The following is a 23,332-nucleotide window of genomic DNA, read 5'->3' on the forward strand; positions in this document are numbered from 1 at the left end:
GAAGAACACGGGAATCTGGAGTACGCGATGAGTGCTTTTCACGACCTTAAATTGACAGCCCTGGATGGACAGGAGCTACCACTGGCGCCCTTCAAAGGGCAAGTTGTGCTGGTGGTTAACGTCGCGTCCAAATGTGGCCTGACTCCGCAGTACGCAGCGCTGGAAAACCTTTACCAGCAATACAAGGCCAAAGGCTTCAGCGTGCTGGGCTTGCCCTGCAACCAGTTTGCCGGGCAGGAACCGGGTAGCGAGCAGGAGATCAAGGATTTCTGCAGCCTCAACTATGGCGTGACCTTTCCGTTATCCAGCAAGCTGGAAGTCAACGGACACGAGCGTCATCAGTTGTACCGCCTGCTGGCGGGAGAGGGCGCGGAGTTCCCCGGCGACATCACCTGGAACTTCGAGAAGTTCCTGTTGGGCAAGGACGGCCGCGTACTGGCGCGTTTCTCGCCGCGCACGGCGCCGGATGATCCGACCATTGTCCATGCGATTGAAAAAGCCCTGAGCTGACGTCCCCCTGGAGGAGCGAGCATGCGCGCGATGGTCGTGAACGATAACGCGGGGTAACTGACACCCCACGGCGTTCTCAGGTTTATCGCGAGCAGGCTCGCTCCTGCAACGTTATTCGTTACCTTTTGAGCCTTAATCACCAAAATCAATAATGCTGTTAAATGCTTTGCGGACGCAATATTATGGCTGTCATAAAGTCATTCTTCCGTGGAGCGTCCCATGCCAGTAAAAGCCCTGTTCAAACCGTTCCACCTCGGCACCCTCCAATTGCCGACCCGCGTCGTCATGGCGCCGATGACCCGCTCGTTTTCCCCAGGTGGCGTCCCTAATTCCAAAGTGATCGAATACTACCGTCGTCGCGCCGCTGCGGGCGTCGGCCTGATCATCACCGAAGGCACCACCGTCGGGCACCAGGCTTCTAACGGTTACCCGAACGTTCCGCATTTCTACGGTGAAGCGGCTCTGGCTGGCTGGAAAAAAGTCGTCGACGCGGTCCACGCCGAAGGCGGCAAGATCGTTCCGCAACTGTGGCATGTGGGCAACGTGCGTCGCATCGGCACCGAGCCGGACGCCGGCGTGCCGGGTTACGGCCCGTCGGAAAAAGTGAAGGACGGCCAGGTCGTGGTTCACGGCATGACTAAACAAGATATCCAGGAGGTGATCGCCGCGTTCGCCCAAGCGGCAAAGGATGCCCAGAGCATCGGCATGGACGGCGTGGAAATCCACGGCGCCCACGGCTATCTGGTCGACCAGTTCTTCTGGGAAGGCAGCAACCAGCGCACCGACGAATACGGCGGCAGCCTGGCCAACCGTTCGCGCTTCGCCATCGAGCTGATTCAGGCGGTGCGTGCCGCAGTCGGGGAAGATTTCCCGATTATCTTGCGCTTTTCGCAGTGGAAACAGCAGGACTACACCGCGCGCCTGGTACAAACCCCGGAGGCGCTGGGCGAGTTCCTCAAGCCGTTGTCTGATGCGGGTGTGGATATTTTCCACTGCTCGACCCGCCGTTTCTGGGAGCCGGAATTCGACGGTTCCGAGCTGAACCTGGCAGGCTGGACCCGCCAACTCACCGGCAAGCCAACCATCACTGTGGGCAGCGTCGGCCTGGACGGCGAGTTCCTGCAGTTCATGGTCAACACCGACAAGGTCGCGCAGCCTGCCAGCCTGGAGAAGCTGCTGGAGCGCCTGAACAACGATGAGTTCGACCTGGTTGCGGTCGGTCGTGCCTTGCTGGTTGACCCGGACTGGGCGCAGAAAGTGCGTGACGGTCGCGAGGAAGACATCCTGCCGTTCAGTCGTGAGGCGTTGATGACGCTGGTTTAAGCGACGTCTGGACTTACGCCTTCGCGAGCAAGCCCGCTCCCACATTTGACCTCATCTCTCTGAGATAACCCGGTAACCTGTGGGAGCGGGCTTGCTCGCGAAGACTGACTAAAGGGCACTACAAAATCAGGGAACAATCGGTGTATTCGGCACCACCAGTTCCCCGGCACACGCCCCACGCAACTGCCCCTCGAATTGCTCGATAATCGTCGCCCAACCCTGTCGACTGGCATGCTGTCGCGCATTGAGCCTGATATTGCGCAACGCTTCGCGCTCCTCCAGCAACCACGCCGCTGCATCGCAGAACGCCTCTTCATCCCCCGGCATAGCCAATACTCCGTTGTAGCCATGCCGAATATGCTGGGCTGCCGCCGCCTGGTCGTAGGCCACTACCCCAAGCCCCGAGGCGAGCGCTTCAAGCACCACATTGCCGAAGGTTTCGGTCAGGCTCGGGAACAAAAACACATCCCCCGAGGCGTAATGGCAGGCCAGGGCTTCGCCACGCTGGGCGCCGCAGAAAACCGCCTCGGGCAGTTCCCGTTGCAGCTCCTGACGCTGCGGGCCGTCGCCGACCACGATCAGCTTGAGAACGTGCTGTGGATAACTTGTCTTGAGGGCGTCAAATGTACGTTTGAGCAAGCCGAGGTTCTTTTCCACAGCCAGACGACCGACATGAATGACGGCAATGTCTTGCTCGGCCAACCCCCATTGCTCGCGCAGGGCATTCAGGCGTTTGGCGGGGTGAAACAATTGGCTGTCGACACCCCTGGACAGCAAGGCCAGGCGTTCGAAATGACGCCGTTCCAGTTCCATTCGCTGACTGACACTGGGTACCAGGGTCAAATTGGAGCGGTTATGAAACCAGCGCAAGTAATGAGTCAGCAAACGTGTCAGCAGGCCAAGGCCGTACTCGCTGGTGTATTGCTGGAAATTGGTGTGAAAGCCACTGACCACAGAAATACCCAGGCGCCGTGCGGCGCGCAATGCCGACAACCCCAGCGGTCCTTCAGTGGCGATGTACAGCACGTCCGGGCGATGACGCTTCCAGCGTCGCAACAGCTTATGCATCGACGACTGGCCCCACTGCAGGCCAGGATAGCCCGGCAGCGGCCAGCCCCGGCACAACATCAATTCATCGTCGCTGCCCTGTTGCTGGTCACAGCCCTGGCGCGGTCGTACCAGCTCCACCTGATGCCCGCGCGCGCGCAAGCCATCGCACAAACGGCCAAGGGTGTTGGCCACGCCGTTGATTTCCGGTGGGAAGGTTTCGGTGATCAGGGTGATATGTAGAGTTGTCGTCATGACCCCAGTGTCGATTGGGGTCATGTCGTCAGTGTGACGTCGGGATGATGGATTTGTGACGACCGCTTAGCGCTGGGCCACCAGATTCTCGGCACCGCGCTCACGCACCCAGAACAGCGTCGCCCCGGCCACGGCGGCCGGCATCATCAGGATGTTGACCACCGGGATCAGCAGCACCAGATAAACGCTCCCGCCAAAGCTCATGCTCTGCCAGCGCTTCTCGCGCAGCCAGGCGAGCATCTCGTTCCAGCCCAGCTTGTGGTTGTCCGCCGGGTAGTCGATGTACTGGATCGCCATCATCCACACCCCGAACAGCAGCCATAGCGGCGCGGCAATGATGTTCAGCACCGGGATGAACGAGAGGATGAACAGCCCGATTGCCCGCGGCAGGAAGTAGCCGAGTTTGCGCATCTCCCGGGCCAATGTTCGCGGAACCATTGCGACCAGTTCGCCCCAGCTGAAAGCCGGGAAGTCGTCAGTGCCGCGTACCACCACCTCGACTTTCTCCGCGAGAAAACCGTTGAACGGCGCGGCGATGACGTTGGCGAGCATGGTGAAGGTGAAGAACACCATCAACCCCACCAGAACCACGAACAACGGCCAGAGGATGTAACTGAGAAAACTCAGCCAGTCGGGCAGGGACGGCATCAGCGCATCGACCCACAGGCTGAATTGATGGCCGGCCAGATAGATCAATCCGACGAACAGCACCAGGTTGATCGCCAGCGGCAAAAGCACAAACAGGCGCAGGCCGGGACTCAGCACCAGCTTGAGGCCTTCGCGCAGGTATTGCGGGCCGGACAGAACGGGGGCGGGCATAACGGGCTCCGAGCAGAGGGAAAACGCGCCGACCTTACCGGCTTTGCGGTGCAGGTGAAAGCGCGGCGGCGGTATCGACATTCACTGTAACAAAGACGTCCCTTTAGTCACGGTGATGGAATAGAGACCACCTATGAGCTGGATTGTTATTCGGTATTTCCTTAATCTTCGCCCCCTCGATACGCTGCACCCAACTTTTTACAGGACGGTCGTGTTCAAGCCTTCCCCAAGTGCTTGCAACCGTTCTTTTTTATTCCCGCCGGCGATCCGGCGTTCCGCGCCAGGTGTTCCGGGCCGGTCAACAGGAGCAGGTCATGTCTGAAGTTCGTCATTCGCGAGTGATTATTCTCGGTTCCGGCCCTGCCGGTTACAGCGCCGCGGTCTATGCCGCCCGTGCCAACCTCAAGCCACTGCTGATCACCGGCATGCAGGCCGGCGGTCAACTGACTACCACCACCGAAGTCGACAACTGGCCTGGCGATGTCCACGGTCTGACCGGCCCGGCGCTGATGGAGCGGATGAAAGAGCACGCCGAGCGTTTTGAAACCGAGATCGTTTTCGATCACATCAATGCCGTGGACTTCGCTGCCAAGCCGTACACCCTGACCGGTGACAGCGCGACCTACACCTGTGATGCCCTGATCATCGCCACCGGTGCCAGCGCTCGTTACCTGGGCCTGCCATCGGAAGAAGCGTTCATGGGCAAAGGCGTTTCCGCCTGCGCTACCTGCGACGGTTTCTTCTATCGCAACAAGCCAGTGGCCGTGGTCGGTGGTGGCAACACAGCGGTGGAAGAAGCACTGTACCTGGCCAACATTGCCAGCACCGTGACCCTGATCCACCGTCGCGAAACCTTCCGCGCCGAGAAGATCCTGATCGACAAGCTCAATGCCCGGGTTGCCGAAGGCAAGATCATCCTGAAGCTGAACGCGACCCTGGACGAAGTCCTGGGCGACAACATGGGCGTGACCGGCGCGCGTCTGAAGAACAACGACGGCAGCTTCGACGAAATCAAGGTCGACGGCGTGTTCATCGCCATCGGCCACACCCCGAACACTTCGCTGTTCGAGGGCCAGTTGACCCTCAAAGACGGCTACCTGGTCGTGCAGGGCGGCCGTGACGGCAACGCCACTGCGACCAACCTTGAAGGTATCTTCGCCGCTGGCGACGTAGCAGACCACGTGTACCGTCAGGCCATCACCTCGGCCGGCGCCGGCTGCATGGCGGCACTGGATGCAGAGCGCTACCTCGACAATCTGAAAAACGCTTGATTCTGTGCTCGTAAAAAAACCGGCTTCGGCCGGTTTTTTTTGTCCACAATTTAGTGCCTGATTACATTCCGGACCTTTAGGAGCCGGCTTGCCAGCGATGACGGTGCATCAACCCACATTGAGCTCGCCTGACACACCGCCTTCGCCAGCAAGCCGGCTTCTACAGGGATCAGGTTGTCAGGACAGTCTGGCCAGGCACGCTTCAAGAATATCCAGGCCTTCCTCCAATACCGCCGCCTCGGTAGTCAGCGGCGCCAACAGCCGAACAATGTGCCGCGACTTGCCACTTGGCATCAGCAGCAACCCGGCTTCCCGCGCCAGGCCCAGCAGTTGCGTCAACTGCGCCGAGGCCGGTGTGCCGTCGGCGTTGGCCAGTTCAATGCCACGCATCGAGCCAACGCCGGTCAGGCGTCCGAGGTAGGGGGACAGGTTGCGATCGCGCCAGGATTGGTAGCGGCTGACAATCGCCTCCTCCTGCTGCGAACCCCAGGCTTGCAGATTGGCGTCGGTCATTACGTCCAGCGTCGCCAGTCCGGCAGCGCACGCGATGGGGTTGCCCGAATAGGTGCCACCGAGTCCGCCCTTGGGCAAGTTGTCGAGCAGTGCCTTGCGCCCGACCACCGCGCCCAGCGGTACGCCGCCGGCGATGCTTTTGCCCAGCAGGATCAGGTCCGGCTCGATGCCCAGCCGCGAGAAGGCAAAGCGCTGCCCGGTACGGCCGAAGCCGGACTGGATTTCATCGGCGATCAGCAGGATGCCTTTCTCGTCGCACAAGCGCCGCAGCGCCTGGGCGAATTGCACGTCCATGGCCAGGAAGCCGCCTTCACCCTGCACCGGTTCGACGATGAAACAGGCCACGTCGTCGACATCGATCTCGACGTTGAACAACCGCTCCATGGCCTTCAGGGCCTCGGCGCAGGTCACGTCGTTATCCTGGCTGGGGAAGGGCAGGTGGTACACCGGGCCGGGCAACACGCCGACTTTCTGTTTGTAGGGGGCAACTTTGCCGTTGAGATTGAGGGTGGCCAGTGTGCGACCGTGGAAGGCGCCATCAAAGGCGACGACTGCCGTGCGACCCGTAGCGCCGCGAACGATCTTCAAGGCGTTTTCAGCCGCCTCGGCGCCGCTGTTGGTGAACATTCCGCTGACCGGGTAATCCACCGGGATAAACGCGCAGAGGCGGTCCATGAACTCGATGTAGGGCGTATGGGGCGCAGCGTTGAAAGCGTAATGAGTCAGTTTTGTCGCTTGTTCGCCAATGGCCTGGACGATACGCGGATGGCAGTGGCCGAGGTTCAGCACGCCGATGCCGCCGACAAAGTCGATGTAGCGTTTGCCATCGGTGTCCCAGACCTCGGCATTTTTGCCGTGGCTGAGCGTGACAGGGTGAACGATGTTGATCGACTGACTGATGCTTTCGCTGTTCATGGATGACCGGCTCGAAAGAAGGGAGGCTTCTTTTATCTAAGCCGCGATCAGCGCTACCGGACAAACGAAATAAAGTGGCGGGATCAATCTTAAAAGTCTGGATGTGCTGTTCGATCAGGCGCAGACCCTGTAGGAGCGAGCATGCTCGCGATGCTCGCGAACGATTACGCTGGGCGCCAGATACCCCGCAGCATTCCCAGGTTCATCGCGGCGATGTGGCGCAGACCCTGTAGGAGCGAGCATGCTCGCGATGGTCGTTAACGATAACGCTGGGCGCCAGATACCCCGCAGCGTTCTCAGGTTCATCGCGAGCATGCTCGCTCCTACAAGTTGAATCAGCGGCGGGTCAGGGGCTGCCGGGCGAACTTCACCCCGGCCAGCCCATTGGCGATCAACGCACGGATATTGCCGTGGTCGCTGCCTTCAGGGGTGGCCAGCACCGAGCGGTAATGCTCGCCAAATGCCAACAGCGCTTCTTCATCGCTCAACCCTTCCAGCAGGGCCAGGCCCAGGGTCTTGCACGAACCTTCGTTTTGCAAGGCGGCGTTTTCCACACCGCCGTTGTTGAATGCCTGAGGCTGATAGTCATAGCCGGCGGCGATGAACGCCAGGGTATCGGCGAAAACGTGTTCGCCGCTCTTCAGGCTGGTGCGCAAGGTGTTCAAATCACTCATTGGGTTTTCCTTTGGCGAACGCCGCTTGTTGTTCGGCGCTGGCTTCTTGCTGGTATTGGGCTTTCCACTCGGCGTACGGCATGCCGTAGACGACTTCACGGGCGTCATCAAGGCTGACGTCGATCTGGCGTTCGTCAGCCGCGGCCTTGTACCACTTCGACAGGCAGTTGCGGCAGAACCCCGAGAGGTTCATCAGGTCGATGTTCTGTACATCCTTGCGGCTGTCCAGATGGGCCACCAGCCGGCGAAAGGCGGCGGCTTCGAGTTCCAGGCGTTGTTGATCGGTCATGGGGGTCTCTTCGAGACAGCTTTGAGCGGCAAGCTTCGAGCTGCAAGTGGATTGCGGTGCGGTGAAGTTTACAGCTTGCCGCTTGCCGCTTGAAGCTAACGGCTCGCTGCGAGTGTTATCGACACCGACTCTGCAAAACGCAGGGCATGAGGTTTGTCGACCTCGACTTCGGCGTACAGCACCGATTCATTGGCCATGACCAGATCGAGAATTTCCTGGGTCAGGCGTTCGAGCAAGGCGAATCGATTGCCTTCCACGTGCGCGATGATCGCTTTGGTGATGGTGCGGTAATTCAACGCGTGATCGATATCGTTGTCACGCACGGCATCCTGCGCCGCATACAGAATCGTCAGGTTGATCAACACATCCTGCTTGTTGAGGATTTCATCCTCGTTGATCCCGATGAAGGTGCGCAGGCACAGGTCCTTGACCCGGATGCGTGCCATGCCTGGTTGAAGTTGTGGCATTACTTCTTGCTCCGTCCAATCAATTGCAGGAACTCCTGTCGGGTGTTGCTCGACTCGCGGAAGGCGCCGAGCATCACCGAGGTGTTCATGGTCGAATTCTGTTTTTCGACGCCGCGCATCATCATGCACATGTGCTGCGCCTCGATGACCACCGCAACGCCGGCCGCGCCGGTCACTTGTTGTACCGCGTCGGCAATTTGCCGAGTGAGGTTTTCCTGGATTTGCAGGCGACGGGCGAACATGTCCACCAACCGCGCAATCTTCGACAGGCCCAGCACCTTGCCCGTTGGAATATAAGCCACATGAGCCTTGCCGATGAAGGGCAACAGATGATGTTCGCACAGAGAATACAGTTCGATGTTGTCGACGATGACCATTTCATCGTTGTCCGAGGCGAACAACGCGCCGTTGACGATCTCTTCGATACTTTGATCGTACCCGTGGCAGAGGTACTGCATGGCTTTGGCCGCCCGTGCCGGTGTATCGAGCAAGCCTTCGCGCTCGGGATTTTCACCAAGGCCGATGAGGATCTCGCGATAGCTCTGGGACAAGGACTGCCGGGGCAGGGGTAGCGTCATGGAACATCCTCGCGGGGCGGTTATTTGACGTGCCGTCCGCCGTTGACGGTCAGTGTGGTGCCGGTCACATAAGGGCTGTCGAGCAAATAGCGCAGGCTTTGGTAGATCACTTCGCTGCCAGGCTCAATGCCCAGTGCGGATTTGGCCAGCGCCTTGGCGCGGTAGGCTGCATCGTCATCGGCATTGAACAGTAGCAGGGCTGGCGCGATGCCGTTGACCTTGATGCCTGGCGCGTACTTCGCGGCGAAGGACAGGGTCAGGCTGTCGAGCCCGGCTTTACTGGCGCAATAGCCGATGTGCTTGCTGCTGCCCTTGCGGGTCACGTCATCGCCGATGTGCACGATGTCGGCCGGCGTCGAGCGTTGCAGCAAATCAGCGCAATGCAGGTTGATCAGGTAGGGCGCCAGCATGTGCACGCTGAACATGCGCGTGAACGCTGCGGCATCGGTGTCGGGGGTTTCGGCCAGCCATTCGGAAGCGTTATGGACAATCGCCCGCAGGCTGTCGGTATGGGTTTTCAGGTCGCTGATGAATGCGAAAATCCCGGTTTCACTGGAGAAATCCGCGAACAGTGCAGTCGCCCCCAGATCGCGCAGGGCTCGCACGCCCGGGCGCTCGGTGCGGTAGGTGAAGATCACCCGGTGGCCGTCTTCAAGCAATCGTTGCGCGCAGTGCAGGCCGACACGCTGGCCGGCGCCGGTGATGAGAATGGGGGCTGCGGAAGAGGTCATGAACGGCTCACGTCGCGGTAATAGCAAAACTATACCAGCGCGCGGTGGTGTTCACCTATCGAGGGTGCGTCGTCTGAGGGAGCCAGCCTGCTCGCGATGGCGGTAGATCAGGCGCCACTGATGTTGAATGTGGCGGCCTCATCGCAAGCAGGCTCGCTCCCGCAGGTTTATCTATGATTTTGCGTGGAGGGCTCGACGTGCAAGTGGCGTGCAGGCGTGGCATTCAACCAGTTGGCCAGCAACCGGGTCGAGAGGGGAATGAAGAGATACACCATCATCGGCGTCAGGCACAGGGTGCTGACTAACACCTTGGGCAGCAATGCCATGTCACTGAGCAATGGGCCCAGTACAAAGTTGAACAGCATCGATACCGGAAAAAATGCCAGCCAGATCGCCACTGCCTGTTTCCAGCGTGGCGGTCGTTGACCGGCCGCACCGAACCAGCCTTCGATACCGCTTACTCGATGTTCGGTTGGATGGGCGAACAGATCGCTGCCACGTCCGAGCCAGGCAGTGCGCGAAGCGGAGTGCTCCCAGGCGTGCAGGGTCTGCTCGTCGGCGAAGCGAAAGATGATCTGGAATTCGTCATCGTCGGGCGGCGGAGCAAGCACGCCGGAGCCGAGATAGCCGGGGAAGTCGGTGGCCAGTTGTTCGCCTTCGCGCAACCAGGCGATCAGTTCCTGATAGCGGCCATCGGCAACGCGGCGAGCAACCATCAGCGTGACGGGTGAGGTAGACATTGTGTATCTCCGTAAATACGTCTGCGATGTTCCGGGTAGGAACTTCGCCAGGCACAGCGCCGGGGTGGTGGGCTGCCTCTGGGGACTAGCAAGGACTATTCCGTATTCTACCTGTTTTCGTATTTGTTGTTTTTCGAGCAGCGATGGCTTGAATCAAAGTGGTGCAAGAGCGTTAAATGGGGGGCCGAACTACACATGGACGTAGAACGCCGATGCCCGTACTCACTGATGCTGCTTCAGGTGTACAGGTGTCCGCTTCGCTGGAACAGCAAGAGTTGTTTCCGATTCGCGAGGTGGCGCGCCTGACAGGAGTCAACCCGGTCACGCTCCGGGCCTGGGAGCGCCGTCATGGGCTGATCGTGCCCACGCGCACCGAAAGTGGGCATCGCCTGTATTCGATGACCGATATTGAGCGTGTTCGCAGTATTCTGGGCTGGATAGAGCGCGGTGTTGCTGTCAGCAAGATTGGCACGATACTGGCCAGGTCTGCTCCGTTGCAGCCATTGGCGCATCTGATTCCCAACGACCTGGTGCAAGCCGACTACGCGCAATGGCAGCAGCAGGTTCAGGCTGCCGTCAGCGCGTTTGACGAGATCCAGCTGGAGCGAATCTACGGGCAGATCTTTTCCACATATTCCCAAGCGGTGGTGTTTCAAGACATTCTGATGCCTGTCTGGAAGCAATTGCTGCATCGCCAGGATAGATTCGGCGGCTCCAGCGAGTGGCTGTTCTTCGATGGTTTCCTGCGGGATCGAGTGCTGCAACGACTGCTGTTGAATCGCGGTACAGATCCTCGAAGGGTGATTGTCGGCGCCCTGGCCGGCCAGTGCCGGGAACTGGAATTGCTGGTTGCCTCGCTGTTTCTTGGCGCAGGGCAGGCGGGAGTGCGAGTACTGAATATCGGTCAGTTGCTAGACGAACTGCCCCTGGTCTGCGAAAGGATCAGGCCCGAGGCGCTGGTGTTGTTCTCCAATCACCTGCCGGCAGCCGACTTGCCCCGGCGCTTGAACCGCCTGGCCATGAGCCTGGAATGCCGGTTGTTGCTGGCCGGGGATGCTTCTGATTTGGCGGAAGAGGAACTGGCCGGATCATCCATCGGTTGCCTGGGTCACGACGGCGATGTCATGTGCCAACGTCTGAATCAGTTCCTGGCAGGCAATCTCGATACTTGACAGTCATTGATGCAAGGCGGGGTGAGTCAGCCGATGCTGCTGCAGGATGTACTGGCGCAGGCGTTCGGTTTCGTCGGTATCACTCTGGTTCAATTGGTAGGCGTAGAAACCCTGTTCGGTTTCTTTCTCAAAGGTGCCGCGCAACGCGATCCGCTCGTAGCCCGAAGGGCTGAACCACAGGGCAAAATGCTTGGGCGGTTTGGTCTTGTTGCGCACTTCCAGCAAAACCCCTTTGAACGACACTTCATGCACCCACATTGTACCGGGTTGGCCAGTGGCGTTCTCCAGTGCCACAGGTTCATTGAGCACCAGCCGCCATGGTCGGACCAACGGCCCGTCTTCATAAATGGCAGGAACACCAAGGCGTAAATGCAAGGCATGGAATTCGTCTTCCACCAGGTGCAGGGGGAAGGCTATTTGCTGGTTTTCGAAACTCGCCTGAATGGTCACCTGTTCATGCGCTGCCAGCCGGGTGAGCAAGTCACGGATTTGCGATCCACCGTTGACGAGCAGGCTCGACGTCGCATCCCGCACATTTAGCTGCGGGTTGTGTTGCATGGTCTGGATGAAATCCAGCTCATCCTGGGTCAGGAGTGCGTCACGATGCATGGTCAGCTCGAAAGGTATAATTACAAAGTCATTGGTGATTATAGTTAATGACCATTAGTTCTCGGTTTTGTTTCTACCGTTCGTCGCCTGCAGTGCTGCAAGCTCAGACTTCAGCGCGGCCACCTGTGCTTCAAGCTGAACCACACGCTGTTGCGCCTTGACCTGAGCGGTGACGTCTTTCTGCACGCCGACGAAATAGGTTTGTCCGTCGTTGGGGTTCTTCACCGTCGAAAGGGACAATTCGTTCCAGAACGGCGTGCCGTCCTTGCGGTAGTTTCTGAGGATTTCCCGGCAGGATCCTTGGCCTTTCAGCGCGGCGCGAATAGATGTCAGCGCTTCCTGATCCCGGTCGCCGGACTGCAGAAAGCGGCAGTCCTGATAGAGGATTTCTTCACTGGTGTAGCCTGTCAGGCGTTCGAACGCCGGGTTGACGTAAATCAGGATGTTGTCTTGATCGCCTTCCTTTTCGGCAATCACGATGCCGTCGTTAGAGGCATTTATGACCATCTGCAAAAGCTGCGCGTTAATCATCGTGGCATCCATTCGTGATTGATTGTCGATTGCATTCTAAAAGAACATTCAACAGCGGGCTGTTAATATCCCGGTCCTCTACTTGGTATCAGGATTCAGATTGATGAAAGTCGCCATCATTTCCGGCTCGGTCTATGGCTCGGCGGAAGAAGTTGCCCGCCACGCAGCGAGCATTTTGCAAGCCGCCGGTTTCGACACCTGGCACAACCCGCGAGGCACGCTTGCAGACGTTCTGGCCTATGGCCCGCAAGCCTTTCTGGCAGTGACTTCGACCACAGGCATGGGCGAGTTGCCGGACAACCTGCAACCCCTGTATTCGACGATTCGTGACCAGTTGCCCGCCGCCTGGCGTGGCCTGCCGGGCGCCGTGATCGGATTGGGTGATGCGAGCTATGGCGATACGTTTTGCGGCGGCGGCGAACTGATGCGGGAATTGTTCAGCGAGATGGGCGTTCGTGAAGTCGTACCGATGCTGCGTCTGGATGCCAGCGAAAGCGTGACCCCGGAGACGGACGCCGAGCCTTGGCTAGCCCAACTGATCAGCGCCTTGCAGGGCTGAGAGACACCCAATTGCAGAAGCAGTCATGGTTCTGGCGGCCAGGCATTCACTGCCCGCCTGACCATGACTGGCGTCGGTACTTTGACACTGATGCGGTTTCCCACAGCGACTGACTCGCCGGGCCATCAAGCTGGCTGCCAATGCAACTACACGAACCCTGCGGGGGACTAGACTCGGTAATCATTGGATACACACCATAATAAAAAGACCGAGGTTTCTGGCCGTGTACATAGCTCCAGTCTTATCCCCCAATCGTGTAAAAGACCGGGTCAGTGCAGCCGAGTGGCAAACTCGCGTCGACCTCGCTGCCTGTTACCGACTGGTAGCGCAGCATGGCTGGGATGATCTGATTTTTACCCACATCTCGGCCAAGGTGCCGGGCACTGAAGACTTCCTGATCAACCCGTTCGGGCTGATGTTTGACGAAATCACCGCATCGAGCCTGGTCAAGGTCGATCAGGCGGGCAACAAACTGATGGACAGCCCCTACGAGATCAATCCGGCGGGGTACACCATCCATAGCGCGGTGCATGAAGTGCGACACGACGTCGTTTGCGTGTTGCATACCCATACGGCGTCGGGTGTCGCCGTATCGGCGCAGAAACAGGGCATTGTGCCAATCAGCCAGCAGGCACTGTTTGTTCTTTCCAGCCTGGCTTATCACCCCTATGAAGGTGTCGCACTCAACCATGAAGAAAAAGCGCGGTTGCAGGCCGATCTGGGCGAAAACAACTTCCTGATGTTGCATAACCACGGTTTGCTGACCTGCGGCAGCACCATCGCCGACACGTTTCTGATGATGTTTACCTTCCAGCGCGCCTGTGACATTCAGGTCATGGCGCAAAACGGCAGTGCCGAACTGATTGCCATCGAGCCACAGGTTCTGGCCGGTGCCAAGGCGATGATTGCTGGCGTTACCCGAAGTGCTCAAGGAATGGGCGGAGCGTTGGCCTGGCCGGCGCTGCTGCGCAAACTCGATAAACTCGACCCGGGTTACAAACTCTGATGGAACTCCCCGAGATCCCGCTGTGTGTCTGGCGCAAACGCAGCCAGATGTTTGAATTCCGCGGGCAGGCCATCCGCTACTGGACGGCAGGTCAGGGCGAGCCCCTGCTGCTCATTCATGGCTTTCCTACAGCCAGTTGGGACTGGCACTACCTTTGGCAGCCGCTGGCCCAGCGTTTTCGTGTGATTGCCTGCGACATGTTGGGTTTTGGTGATTCCGCCAAACCGGTGAACCATGAATACAGCCTGCTGGAGCAGGCGGACCTGCAAGAGGCGCTACTCGCGCATTTGAAGGTCGAGCAAGCGGTGCACTTGTTGGCCCACGATTATGGCGACAGTGTGGCGCAAGAACTGCTGGCCAGGCATTACGAATCGCGCGTGATGCTGGCCAGTTGCGTGTTTCTCAACGGCGGCCTGTTTCCTGAAACCCATCGTCCGGTATTGGTGCAAAAGCTGCTGCTCAGCCCGTTGGGCTGGATGATCGGCCGCGCCTTCAGCCGGGACGGACTGGTAAAGAGTTTTCGGCAGATATTCGGGCCGCACACCCGCCCCAGCGAAAGCGAGATGGATGACTTCTGGAGCCTGGTGGAAAGCCATCGCGGGCCACGGATCATGCACAAATTGATCGGCTACATCCCCGAACGACGAGTCTGGCGTGACCGTTGGGTGACAGCGATGCAGCGTGGTGAAGTGCCGTTGCGGGTGATCGATGGCGAAGTCGATCCGATCTCCGGTGCGCATATGGTCGAACGTTATCGGCAACTGATTGCCGAGCCGGACACTGTGGTTTTGCCGGGCATCGGCCATTACCCGCAGATCGAGGCTGCGGGGCAGGTGCTCAGGCACTACCTGGAGTTTCGTGATCAATTGATGTCGCAACCGCGCAAAGTGGCCTGCTCCTGAGCAGCCACAGGACCGTGTCTACTTCTTCAGTCAATCATCCCCCAGCCTTATCGCGCACCATTCAGCCTTCCTCGTGTTCATTGTGACCCGCCGCGCCGTGCCTGACACTCGGACCTATCGTCCCTAGGCCTGCTGGAGTCCCCCAATGAATGAGTCTGTGCGCTTCGAAGATAAAGTTGTGATCATTACCGGCGCAGGTGGTGGCCTGGGACGCGCCCATGCACTGCTGTTCGCCAAGCAGGGCGCCAGGGTTCTGGTCAACGATCTCGGCGGCTCGGCCCAGGGCGAGGGCGCCAACGCTTCGGCGGCAGACCGGGTAGTCGCGGAGATTCGCGAGGCCGGCGGCATCGCCGAGGCCAACCACGACTCCGTCACCGATGGCGACAAACTCGTGCAACACGCCCTCGACGTTTTTGGCCGGGTCGACGTGGTGGTCAACAATGCCGGGATCCTGCGCGACAAGACCTTCCACAAGATGGACGACGCCGACTGGGACCTGGTTTACCGCGTCCACGTGGAGGGCGCCTACAAAGTGACCCGCGCGGCCTGGCCGCACATGCGTGAGCAAAACTACGGTCGGGTGATCTTCACTGCGTCCACCTCGGGCATCTACGGCAACTTCGGCCAGTCCAACTACGGCATGGCCAAACTCGGCCTCTACGGCCTGACCCGCACCCTCGCCATCGAAGGTCGCAAGAACAACATTCTGGTCAACGCCATAGCCCCGACCGGCGGCACCCGCATGACCGAAGGCCTGATCCCGCCGCAAGTGTTCGAGCAACTGAAGCCGGAACTGGTCAGCCCGCTGGTGGTGTACCTGGCCAGCGAGAACTGCCAGGAAACCTCCGGCCTGTTCGAAGTCGGCGGCGGCTGGATGGGCAAGGTCCGCTGGGAGCGCAGCCTGGGGGCAGGGTTTGATCCGCGGGTTGGATTTTCTCCGGAAGACGTGGCGGCGCACTGGCAGCAGATTTGTGATTTCGAAGGCGCGGCGCATCCAAAGGACAATATTGAAGCGTTGAAGGAGATGATGGGGAATTTGCAGAAGTATTCTCTGTAAAGAGTTGCAGGCGGGTTTTGTCGGAACGATTTGCCAAGATTCTATGAAACCCAACCAGAACGATGAGAAGGGTAAAGCAACTCGCGTATACGGTATCGGCAAGGCCACACTCTGTGTCCTTGCCGATTTTTTAATGGCGGATCACAGTCCGGTTTTCGCAGGTGATTCAGGGAAGTACTTGTGTACCAGCGCCGCCAGGTTTGCGGCCGTCTGTGCGTCGATCACCCCATCGTAATTTTCCGAGCGAAAGTGCAACTGAAACGCGCGGACAAGTGCTTTGAGTCCCGCCTTGTTAGAGGCGTTAGATGTGTCATACCCATAACGTTTAAATAATCTCAATAATTCACATTGCGCCGGAACACCGGATGCCTCGTATTGCTGAAGATATTTGTCACGGGTTGATTCATCAAACCAGGCACCGACGCCCTTCAAGTAAAGTGTATGCCAGGGGAACTCTGGCCCGGGGTCGCTTCTGCGACCAATCGTGATATCGGAATGACCCAGAACATGCGTGGGGTTAATATCTGGATAACGCGTCAGAATATTCAGCGCCAGATCTTCAATCACGGCAATTTGCTCGGGATGATACGGCGGAAAAAAGAACTCACCACCGTTGTCGGTCGCCAGGTTGACGATTTCTACACCGATGGAAGACTCATTCAGCAGCCGGCGGTTACCCCACTGGCTGACGCCTGCATGCCAAGCGCGATCGCGTTCGTCCACCAGGTTGAAGACTTCCTGTTCCGTGTAGCCGGCTTCCAGGTAGGTCGGGTCGGTAATATCCGGAACCAGATAATGAGCGCTGACAGACGGACCGGTCAATAAATCGATTGAGCGGGCAAAGTCGCTGGCCGTGTAGTGGAACACCAGAAAACGTACGCGACTGTCAAAGCCTGCAATTGAGCGATACTTGTTATATGTGATTTTTTTCATGGGGAGACTCGTGTGGTCAAGATTTAAACCAGCTGTCCATTCAGTGATGGCTGGAAATTGATCTTAAGTCCAATAAGTGCTCAGGATGTTTGCGCAAGTATGTATGGGTGTTCCCGACAAGTGGGATAACTTTATATAAAGATGTGTAGTGAATATTATTGGTTAATTGATGTTGCCCATAAAAAAGGCCGCTGCAAACGCAGCGGCCAAAGTAAGACGTTTGATCAAGGAGCAACAAATCAACGTCAGTGCACACAGGGCGATAAACCGAAGTCTTCAGTTCATCCGAAATCTGTCAGTAACGACCCGAGTCGTTACGTCCTGCGCTCAGGCGGTTTACCGCGAGCGCACAAAAAGCATAGACCCCGAATCCTCCAGGAAAAATACCGATTCCGGACATGCACTGTTGCAGCCGGGGCAACAGTCGGCGAAATCCACTGCCCAGTCATCCTTTCGAGCTACACCGCGAATACCTCCTTGGTGCGCTTATCGACCCCGGTACCCGGCAGTAGGGTGAAGCCTTCTGTCACTCACCGGGGAAGACGCATGACAAAAACAACAATGCGCGCCATCTTCACACCGCAAGCCTTGGCGGCTGCGGTGGCTTTGGGTTGCTGTGCCCAGGCACAGGCCATTTCATTCAACATCGGCGAGATCGAGGGGACGTTCGACTCTTCACTCTCGGTCGGCGCGAGTTGGGGGATGCGGGACGCGGATGACGCGTTGGTGGGCACGGTCAATGGCGGCAGTGGTCAGGCCTCGACCGGTGACGACGGGCGACTGAACTTCAAGAAGGGTGAAACCTTCTCGAAGATTTTCAAAGGTATTCATGACCTCGAACTGAAGTACGGCGACACCGGTGTGTTTGTTCGCGGCAAGTACTGGTACGACTTCGAGTTGAAGGACGAAGATCGTGAGTTCAAGCCGATCAGCGATCACAATCGCAAAGAGGGCGCCAAGTCGTCAGGGGGGCAGATCCTCGATGCCTTCGTCTATCACAACTATTCCATCGCCGATCTGCCCGGTACGTCGCGAGTCGGCAAGCAGGTGGTCAGTTGGGGGGAAAGTACTTTCATCGGCAACTCGATCAACAGCATCAACCCGGTCGACGTGTCCGCGTTTCGCCGCCCGGGTGCCGAGATCAAGGAAGGCCTGATTCCGGTCAACATGCTGTTCGCTTCCCAGGGCCTGACCGACAAATTGACAGTCGAAGGCTTCTACCAGCTGGAGTGGGACCAGACCGTCGTCGATAACTGCGGCACCTTCTTTGGTGTCGATGTGGTGGCGGACGGTTGCAACAAGGGCTACACCGTCGGCAACCCGGCCATTGCACCGTTGCAGCCGATTGCCGCTGCGTTTGGCCAGGGCTTCGAAGTCACCCGCGAAGGCGTGGTCGTGCCCCGTGGCGGCGACCGCGATGCGCGGGATTCGGGGCAGTGGGGTTCGGCGCTGCGCTGGTTGGGGGATGACACCGAGTACGGTCTGTACTTCATGAACTATCACAGCCGCACACCCAATGTCGGCACCACCACCGCCGGGGCCGGGACGCTGGCGAGCATTCCGGGGATCGTCGCTACCGCCAACCGTATCGCTCCCGGCACAGGCTCGGGGCTGGCGCAAAGCGTGATGCTCGGGCGCGGCCAGTACTACCTCGAGTACCCCGAAGACATTCGCCTGTATGGCGCGAGCTTCTCCACCACGTTGTCGACCGGTACCGCCTGGACCGGCGAGATCAGCTATCGCCCCAACGCCCCGGTACAGGTCAACACCAACGACTTGACCCTGGCGTTGCTCAATCCGATCGCCGGCGGTGCGGCGTCACCGATTGCGACCTCGCCCGGTGCCGACAACAAAGGCTATCGCCGCAAGGAAGTGACGCAGATCCAGAGCACCCTGACACACTTCATCGATCAAGTTGCAGGTGCCGATCGCCTGACCCTGGTGGGTGAGGCCGCAGTGGTGCGGGTCGGCGGACTGGAGGGGCGCAGCAAACTGCGTTACGGCCGCGATTCGGTGTACGGCCAGTACGGCTTCGGCGGTGACACCGATGGCTTCGTCACATCGACGTCATGGGGTTATCGCGCCCGGGCCATCCTCGACTACAACAACGTCATCGCCGGGATCAACTTGAAGCCCAACCTCTCATGGTCCCACGACGTCGCTGGTTATGGCCCCAACGGTCTGTTCAATGAAGGCGCCAAGGCGGTCAGCCTCGGCGTCGATGCGGACTACCGCAATACCTACAGCGCGAGCCTCAGTTACACCGACTTTTTCGGTGGTGATTACAACGTCCTCGAAGACCGTGACTTCGTGGCATTGAGCTTTGGCGTGAACTTCTGATCTGGCTGAAAAGGATAATTGCAATGCGCAAGATGATTCTGCAAATCGGCAGTGTTCTGGCCCTGAGCTTGCTGGCCGCCAATGTGATGGCCGCGGTATCGCCGCAGGAGGCCGACAAGCTCGGTACCAGCCTCACGCCCGTAGGCGCCGAGAAGGCCGGCAATGCCGCTGGCTCGATTCCGGCCTGGACCGGTGGCATCGCGAAAAACGCCGGCGCCGTGGACAGCAAGGGTTTCCTCGCCGACCCGTTTGCCAATGAAAAACCGTTGTTCATCATCACGGCAGCGACCGCCGACAAGTACAAGGACAAGCTCTCTGACGGTCAGCTCGCGATGTTCAAACGCTATCCCGAAACCTACAAGATCCCGGTTTACCCGACTCACCGCACCGTGGCCCTGCCGACGGAGATCTACGAGTCGGCCAAGCGCAGCGCGCTGAACGTGACCCCGATCAACGACGGTAACGGGCTGGCCAATTTCACCGGCAAGCGCTACTACGCCTTCCCGATTCCGAAAAACGGCGTGGAGGTGATCTGGAACCACATCACCCGTTATCACGGCGGCAATCTGCGCCGTACCATCACCCAGGCAACACCACAATCGAATGGTGATTTCACTGTCATCCGCTTCAAGGACGAGGTGGCCGTACCGTCGTTGCTGGGGGATCTGAAGCCTGGAAGTGATGAAAACGTCCTCAGCTATTTCAAGCAGGAAGTCACCGCACCGGCGCGGCTGGCGGGCAACGTGTTGCTGGTTCACGAGACCCTCGATCAGGTCAAGGAGCCGCGCAAGGCCTGGATCTACAACGCCGGCCAGCGCCGGGTACGACGCGCGCCACAAGTGGCGTATGACGGTGTCGGCACCTCGTCGGACGGGTTGCGCACCACCGACAACTTCGACATGTTTTCCGGGGCGCCGGATCGCTACGACTGGAAGCTGATCGGCAAGAAGGAAATGTACATCCCCTACAACAGCTACAAACTCGACTCGCCAAACCTCAAATACACCGATGTGATCAAGGCCGGGCATATCAATCAGGACCTGACCCGCTATGAGCTGCACCGGGTCTGGGAGGTCGTCGCCACAGTCAAACCCAACGAACGGCACGTATACGCCAAGCGGCACATGTACATCGACGAGGACAGCTGGCAGGTGGCCCTGGCCGATCACTACGACGGGCGTGGCCAACTCTGGCGAGTCGCCGAAGGGCATGCGCAGTTCTACTACGATCACCAGGTGCCGGCCTACACCGTCGAAGCCTTGTATGACCTGATCGCCGGTCGCTACATTGCCTTGGGGATGAAGAACGAAGAGAAGCGCAGCTTTGAGTTCAACATCGATGCCAAAGCAGGGGACTACACACCGGCAGCCTTGCGGAGTACGGGCGTGCGGTAGTTTTCCTACATCGTTTGCACAAAAGGGTGACTTTTCGGTCACCTTTTTTATAGCGGGCGATCAGTGTGTTGAATACTTCTTCACCAAGCGCTCGGGAGAGGTCTAGGGTGGCGCCAGAATTATAAAAAAGGCGCACCACAATGACTGCAATGAGGGCCTGTCAGGATCGCCCCGCATTTGTGCCCCGATTGTCATCCCAGCACCTGTCGCGCCAGCGCCTGACCGAGCCGATGCTGGCCTCCACGGCGCGGGTGAAGTTGCTGTGTGCTCCCGCGGGCAGCGGCAAGAGCGCGCTGCTTACCGAGTGCTTGTTACGGGCACCGGAGCACTGTCGGGTGTATTGGCTGCCACTGGCGGGGGAGTCCTTCAGTGTTGGCGGATTTGTGTTGCGTCTGTCACAGGTGCTGGGCCTGGCTTCGTCGGATGAGTCAGGGTTGCTGGAGTCTCTGGCTCAGTTGCAAACTCCAACCTGGCTGTTTCTCGACGATTACTGTCGCCTGCCCAATCCAGAGCTCGATCGCCTGCTGGATCGCCTGCTGGCCGTCGCCAGTCCGGCGCTGACATGGTGGCTGGGTTCGCGTCGGCGACCGCCTTGCAACTGGCCACGGTTGCTGCTGGATGACCAACTGTATGAGTGCGAAAGCCGGACACTGGCGTTTACCGAAGCCGAGATCGCCCAGCTACTTGTCCATGTCGAGCCATCTGTGGCGATGCAAACCGCCAGAAAAGTTTTCGAGCGCAGTGGCGGCTGGTGTGCCGGCGTGCGTATCACATTGCTAGAGGGTTGTCCCTGGGCGAGCGAGCAGGGGCGTTCGACGACGCTGCTCGATTACTTGCAACATGAACTGTTCAACACCCTGCCGCCGGAACTGGTCGAGGTATGGCAGGTGTTGGTCCATTTGCCGCGTTTCAATGCCAGCCTGTGCGAGCATCTTTTCGGCGCCGGTGAGGGCGCGCAATGGCTGCATGCGTTGCAGGAGGCGGGCTGCTTCATCGAACCCTGGGAGGACTCCGCCGAGTGGTTGCGAATCTTCGAACCATTGGCCAGGGCGATGCGTGACGAGCCAGGTTCGACCGGCCGTTCCTGGCATCGCCGGGCCTGCCAATGGTTCAGCGCCGAGGAGGACTGGCAGGGTGCGTTCGAGCAAGCGTTATTGGCGCAGGAGTTCGAGGTCGCGGTCAGCCTGTTGCAGCATTTCAGCGTTGAGCACCTGTTCAAACGCCAGAATGTAACCTTGTTGTTGAGGCTGCATGAACGCCTGGGCGAGCAATTGACCCTGGGGACGCCGCACCGGGTGGGGCTGATTACCGCTGCGCTGCTATTTGCCGGGCGCTTCGAGCAGGGGGCTGCCTGCATTGAACAGTTGGGACGCTTCGCCCCGCAGCCGACCGCGCTGTTGCAGCGCCAGCTGCTGGCCCGTTGGCAAGCGCAGCAGGGCTGGCTCCTGCATTTGCAGGGGCGCAAAGCGCCTGCGCGGGCACACTTCCTTGAAGCGCTGGACGACCTGGGCCCCGACGCCTGGCCGGCCAGGCTGCTGTGTTTTTCCGGGTTGACCCAGCAAGCGTTGCTCGATGCCGACCTGGACGCTGCCCAGTCTTTCAATCGCGACGCATTGTGCCTGGCGCGGGCGCAAGGCTCGCTGCTGTTCGAGGGCTTGCTGGAACTGGATCATGCGCAATTGCTGGAGCAACGGGGCGCGCCCGGGCGTGCCGAGCGGTTGCTGGTCGATATCGAGGAAATGCTGGGGCGCCAGGCCGATCGGCCGACGCCCCTGCTGGGGCGCATTGCCTTGCGTCGCGGGCGGTTGGCCCTCAGTCAGGGGCAAGACGAATTGGCCGCAGAGTTGTTCCGCAGCGGCCTGGATGATTGCCTGCTCAGCCAGGACAAGCATGTGTTGTATGGCTTTCTCGGGCAGGCGCAGATAGCCGCTAATCAGCGCGATTACGCCCATGCGTTTGATCGTCTGCGCGAGGCGGAACGGCTGATGCAACAGCGGCAGATTCCCGACACGGTTTATCGCGGAGTGTTGCTGCAAATCAGCAGCCATTTCTGGTTGCAGCAAGGGCGTGCGCAATTGGCTCGTGAAGCCTTGACCCGTGTCTTGCGTCATTATCGCGGGCCCCATGCGCGCCAGGCTCCTCCGGCGACGTTGCAGTTGATCACGCGTATCGAATATCAACTGTTGCTGGCAGAGACCTATCAGCAACAGGCGCAGCAGCCACTGCATCGGCTCAGGGAGTTACTCGATCATGCGCAGCGGCACGCCATGCTGACGCTGGAAGCGGAATTGCAACTGGTGATCTGCGAAGTGGCGGACCTCACCGGCGAGCCGGCTCTGGCCAAGAGCGCACTGGCTGCAGGCCTGGCGCTGGTGGAACGCTGCAATGGGCAACAGGCATTGCGCGAGCTGTGTCTACGCCAGCCTGACCTGCTCTGCCGCTTGCGCGGGGAAGTACCGGCGGCCACGCTGGCGCCAGACGCCAGCTTGTTGAGTACTCGTGAGCTTGAAGTGCTCGGGTTGATTGCCCAAGGTCACTCCAATCAACAAATTGCCGAGCAGTTGTTCATCTCATTGCACACGGTAAAAACCCACGCACGGCGTATCCATGGCAAGTTGGGTGTTGAACGTCGCACCCAGGCTGTTGCCATGGCCAAGAAACTGGGATTGATGCTGCACGCCTGATCACAAGCGCCGG

General features: G+C 59.2%; 23 protein-coding genes. 11 read left to right on the forward strand and 12 right to left on the reverse strand.

All coding sequences use genetic code 11. From position 1 onward, the window contains the following. Positions 1-27: 27 nt before the first annotated feature. Together AC07OG_RS13200 and AC07OG_RS13205 are read left to right on the forward strand one after the other, a co-directional pair. Positions 28-510 (forward strand): glutathione peroxidase, encoded by a 483-nt coding sequence (locus tag AC07OG_RS13200; RefSeq protein WP_060543000.1) that lies wholly within the window; start codon positions 28-30, stop codon positions 508-510. A gap of 219 nt (positions 511-729) precedes the next feature. After that, entirely contained in the window at positions 730-1,833 is a 1,104-nt protein-coding gene (locus AC07OG_RS13205; RefSeq protein WP_495067218.1) for an NADH:flavin oxidoreductase, read from the forward strand. 126 nt (positions 1,834-1,959) lie between these two features. Here the strand turns inward: AC07OG_RS13205 and AC07OG_RS13210 are convergent, their stop codons facing one another. Both AC07OG_RS13210 and cysZ read right to left on the reverse strand, forming a co-directional pair. Further along, entirely contained in the window at positions 1,960-3,159 is a 1,200-nt protein-coding gene (locus tag AC07OG_RS13210; protein WP_495067219.1) for a glycosyltransferase family 4 protein, read from the reverse strand. 42 nt (positions 3,160-3,201) lie between these two features. Beyond that, a complete protein-coding gene (gene cysZ / locus AC07OG_RS13215; RefSeq protein ID WP_060543003.1) occupies positions 3,202-3,954 on the reverse strand; it encodes a sulfate transporter CysZ in 753 nt (250 codons plus the stop codon). A gap of 314 nt (positions 3,955-4,268) precedes the next feature. Here cysZ and trxB point away from each other — a divergent pair, with 314 nt between their 5' ends. Beyond that, complete coding sequence (gene trxB / locus AC07OG_RS13220) at positions 4,269-5,225, forward strand: thioredoxin-disulfide reductase (protein WP_218425607.1); 957 nt, start codon at positions 4,269-4,271, stop codon at positions 5,223-5,225. Between the two features lie 177 nt (positions 5,226-5,402). Here trxB and AC07OG_RS13225 read toward each other — a convergent pair whose 3' ends face one another. The 7 genes from AC07OG_RS13225 to AC07OG_RS13255 form a co-directional block, all read right to left on the reverse strand. Beyond that, complete coding sequence (locus AC07OG_RS13225) at positions 5,403-6,653, reverse strand: 2-aminoadipate transaminase (protein ID WP_495067220.1); 1,251 nt, start codon at positions 6,651-6,653, stop codon at positions 5,403-5,405. Positions 6,654-6,988: 335 nt separating this feature from the next. Continuing rightward, positions 6,989-7,327 carry a HopJ type III effector protein gene (locus tag AC07OG_RS13230; RefSeq protein ID WP_218425606.1) on the reverse strand — a complete coding sequence of 113 codons (339 nt, stop codon included), beginning with the start codon at positions 7,325-7,327 and terminating at the stop codon, positions 6,989-6,991. Then, positions 7,320-7,616 (reverse strand): DUF1244 domain-containing protein, encoded by a 297-nt coding sequence (locus tag AC07OG_RS13235; RefSeq protein WP_007944633.1) that lies wholly within the window; start codon positions 7,614-7,616, stop codon positions 7,320-7,322. The genes AC07OG_RS13230 and AC07OG_RS13235 overlap by 8 nt, the downstream gene beginning before the upstream one ends. Before the next feature lie 95 nt (positions 7,617-7,711). Continuing rightward, positions 7,712-8,083: a dihydroneopterin triphosphate 2'-epimerase gene (gene folX, locus AC07OG_RS13240; RefSeq protein WP_059403284.1), complete on the reverse strand. Its 372-nt coding sequence runs from the start codon at positions 8,081-8,083 to the stop codon at positions 7,712-7,714. After that, a complete protein-coding gene (folE, locus tag AC07OG_RS13245) occupies positions 8,083-8,661 on the reverse strand; it encodes a GTP cyclohydrolase I FolE (RefSeq protein WP_060543007.1) in 579 nt (192 codons plus the stop codon). Before folE ends, folX begins: the two co-directional genes overlap by 1 nt. 20 nt (positions 8,662-8,681) lie before the next feature. Further along, complete coding sequence (gene folM / locus AC07OG_RS13250) at positions 8,682-9,392, reverse strand: dihydromonapterin reductase (RefSeq protein WP_060543008.1); 711 nt, start codon at positions 9,390-9,392, stop codon at positions 8,682-8,684. A gap of 167 nt (positions 9,393-9,559) precedes the next feature. Further along, positions 9,560-10,132, reverse strand: a complete 573-nt coding sequence (locus AC07OG_RS13255) for an antibiotic biosynthesis monooxygenase (protein WP_060543009.1) — start codon at positions 10,130-10,132, stop codon at positions 9,560-9,562. A 212-nt stretch (positions 10,133-10,344) separates the two neighbouring features. On the opposite strand from AC07OG_RS13255, the gene AC07OG_RS13260 reads away from it, so the two are divergent. Continuing rightward, positions 10,345-11,304, forward strand: a complete 960-nt coding sequence (locus AC07OG_RS13260) for a MerR family transcriptional regulator (protein WP_495067221.1) — start codon at positions 10,345-10,347, stop codon at positions 11,302-11,304. Between the two features lie 3 nt (positions 11,305-11,307). Here AC07OG_RS13260 and AC07OG_RS13265 read toward each other — a convergent pair whose 3' ends face one another. Continuing rightward, entirely contained in the window at positions 11,308-11,913 is a 606-nt protein-coding gene (locus AC07OG_RS13265) for a hypothetical protein (protein ID WP_495067222.1), read from the reverse strand. 54 nt (positions 11,914-11,967) lie between these two features. Then, positions 11,968-12,444, reverse strand: coding sequence for a PAS domain-containing protein (locus AC07OG_RS13270; RefSeq protein WP_218425631.1), 477 nt, complete (start codon positions 12,442-12,444; stop codon positions 11,968-11,970). Between the two features lie 103 nt (positions 12,445-12,547). On the opposite strand from AC07OG_RS13270, the gene AC07OG_RS13275 reads away from it, so the two are divergent. From AC07OG_RS13275 to AC07OG_RS13290, 4 genes are all read left to right on the forward strand, one after another. After that, entirely contained in the window at positions 12,548-13,003 is a 456-nt protein-coding gene (locus AC07OG_RS13275) for a flavodoxin (RefSeq protein ID WP_060543013.1), read from the forward strand. Between the two features lie 229 nt (positions 13,004-13,232). Next, positions 13,233-14,009 (forward strand): class II aldolase/adducin family protein, encoded by a 777-nt coding sequence (locus AC07OG_RS13280; RefSeq protein ID WP_371318102.1) that lies wholly within the window; start codon positions 13,233-13,235, stop codon positions 14,007-14,009. Then, positions 14,009-14,911, forward strand: coding sequence for an alpha/beta fold hydrolase (locus AC07OG_RS13285; protein WP_218425602.1), 903 nt, complete (start codon positions 14,009-14,011; stop codon positions 14,909-14,911). The genes AC07OG_RS13280 and AC07OG_RS13285 overlap by 1 nt, the downstream gene beginning before the upstream one ends. Positions 14,912-15,056: 145 nt before the next feature. Beyond that, entirely contained in the window at positions 15,057-15,968 is a 912-nt protein-coding gene (locus tag AC07OG_RS13290) for an SDR family oxidoreductase (RefSeq protein ID WP_060543016.1), read from the forward strand. A gap of 141 nt (positions 15,969-16,109) precedes the next feature. Here the strand turns inward: AC07OG_RS13290 and AC07OG_RS13295 are convergent, their stop codons facing one another. After that, positions 16,110-16,901, reverse strand: coding sequence for an N-acetylmuramoyl-L-alanine amidase (locus AC07OG_RS13295; RefSeq protein ID WP_495067223.1), 792 nt, complete (start codon positions 16,899-16,901; stop codon positions 16,110-16,112). A gap of 546 nt (positions 16,902-17,447) precedes the next feature. On the opposite strand from AC07OG_RS13295, the gene AC07OG_RS13300 reads away from it, so the two are divergent. The 3 genes from AC07OG_RS13300 to AC07OG_RS13310 all read left to right on the forward strand — a co-directional run bounded on the left by AC07OG_RS13300 (position 17,448) and on the right by AC07OG_RS13310 (position 23,319). After that, the gene (locus AC07OG_RS13300) at positions 17,448-19,241 is read left to right on the forward strand and encodes a DUF1302 domain-containing protein (RefSeq protein ID WP_060543018.1); all 1,794 of its coding nucleotides are present in this window, start codon (positions 17,448-17,450) and stop codon (positions 19,239-19,241) included. Between the two features lie 23 nt (positions 19,242-19,264). After that, on the forward strand, positions 19,265-20,635 hold the full coding sequence (locus AC07OG_RS13305; RefSeq protein ID WP_495067224.1) for a DUF1329 domain-containing protein: 1,371 nt from the start codon (positions 19,265-19,267) through the stop codon (positions 20,633-20,635). Between the two features lie 140 nt (positions 20,636-20,775). Further along, entirely contained in the window at positions 20,776-23,319 is a 2,544-nt protein-coding gene (locus AC07OG_RS13310; RefSeq protein WP_495067225.1) for a helix-turn-helix transcriptional regulator, read from the forward strand. Positions 23,320-23,332 lie beyond the last annotated feature (13 nt).

This window comes from Pseudomonas sp. GW821-FHT09H03, assembly GCF_059415945.1.

Excerpts from the sequence above, each read along its gene's own strand:
- AC07OG_RS13200 (WP_060543000.1), top strand. The coding sequence starts at position 28 with ATGAGTGCTTTTCACGACCTTAAATTGACAGCCCTGGATGGACAGGAG.
- AC07OG_RS13205 (WP_495067218.1), top strand. The coding sequence starts at position 730 with ATGCCAGTAAAAGCCCTGTTCAAACCGTTCCACCTCGGCACCCTCCAA.
- AC07OG_RS13210 (WP_495067219.1), bottom strand. The coding sequence starts at position 3,159 with ATGACCCCAATCGACACTGGGGTCATGACGACAACTCTACATATCACC.
- cysZ (WP_060543003.1), bottom strand. The coding sequence starts at position 3,954 with ATGCCCGCCCCCGTTCTGTCCGGCCCGCAATACCTGCGCGAAGGCCTC.
- trxB (WP_218425607.1), top strand. The coding sequence starts at position 4,269 with ATGTCTGAAGTTCGTCATTCGCGAGTGATTATTCTCGGTTCCGGCCCT.
- AC07OG_RS13225 (WP_495067220.1), bottom strand. The coding sequence starts at position 6,653 with ATGAACAGCGAAAGCATCAGTCAGTCGATCAACATCGTTCACCCTGTC.
- AC07OG_RS13230 (WP_218425606.1), bottom strand. The coding sequence starts at position 7,327 with ATGAGTGATTTGAACACCTTGCGCACCAGCCTGAAGAGCGGCGAACAC.
- AC07OG_RS13235 (WP_007944633.1), bottom strand. The coding sequence starts at position 7,616 with ATGACCGATCAACAACGCCTGGAACTCGAAGCCGCCGCCTTTCGCCGG.
- folX (WP_059403284.1), bottom strand. The coding sequence starts at position 8,083 with ATGCCACAACTTCAACCAGGCATGGCACGCATCCGGGTCAAGGACCTG.
- folE (WP_060543007.1), bottom strand. The coding sequence starts at position 8,661 with ATGACGCTACCCCTGCCCCGGCAGTCCTTGTCCCAGAGCTATCGCGAG.
- folM (WP_060543008.1), bottom strand. The coding sequence starts at position 9,392 with ATGACCTCTTCCGCAGCCCCCATTCTCATCACCGGCGCCGGCCAGCGT.
- AC07OG_RS13255 (WP_060543009.1), bottom strand. The coding sequence starts at position 10,132 with ATGTCTACCTCACCCGTCACGCTGATGGTTGCTCGCCGCGTTGCCGAT.
- AC07OG_RS13260 (WP_495067221.1), top strand. The coding sequence starts at position 10,345 with ATGCCCGTACTCACTGATGCTGCTTCAGGTGTACAGGTGTCCGCTTCG.
- AC07OG_RS13265 (WP_495067222.1), bottom strand. The coding sequence starts at position 11,913 with ATGCATCGTGACGCACTCCTGACCCAGGATGAGCTGGATTTCATCCAG.
- AC07OG_RS13270 (WP_218425631.1), bottom strand. The coding sequence starts at position 12,444 with ATGATTAACGCGCAGCTTTTGCAGATGGTCATAAATGCCTCTAACGAC.
- AC07OG_RS13275 (WP_060543013.1), top strand. The coding sequence starts at position 12,548 with ATGAAAGTCGCCATCATTTCCGGCTCGGTCTATGGCTCGGCGGAAGAA.
- AC07OG_RS13285 (WP_218425602.1), top strand. The coding sequence starts at position 14,009 with ATGGAACTCCCCGAGATCCCGCTGTGTGTCTGGCGCAAACGCAGCCAG.
- AC07OG_RS13290 (WP_060543016.1), top strand. The coding sequence starts at position 15,057 with ATGAATGAGTCTGTGCGCTTCGAAGATAAAGTTGTGATCATTACCGGC.
- AC07OG_RS13295 (WP_495067223.1), bottom strand. The coding sequence starts at position 16,901 with ATGAAAAAAATCACATATAACAAGTATCGCTCAATTGCAGGCTTTGAC.
- AC07OG_RS13300 (WP_060543018.1), top strand. The coding sequence starts at position 17,448 with ATGACAAAAACAACAATGCGCGCCATCTTCACACCGCAAGCCTTGGCG.
- AC07OG_RS13305 (WP_495067224.1), top strand. The coding sequence starts at position 19,265 with ATGCGCAAGATGATTCTGCAAATCGGCAGTGTTCTGGCCCTGAGCTTG.
- AC07OG_RS13310 (WP_495067225.1), top strand. The coding sequence starts at position 20,776 with ATGACTGCAATGAGGGCCTGTCAGGATCGCCCCGCATTTGTGCCCCGA.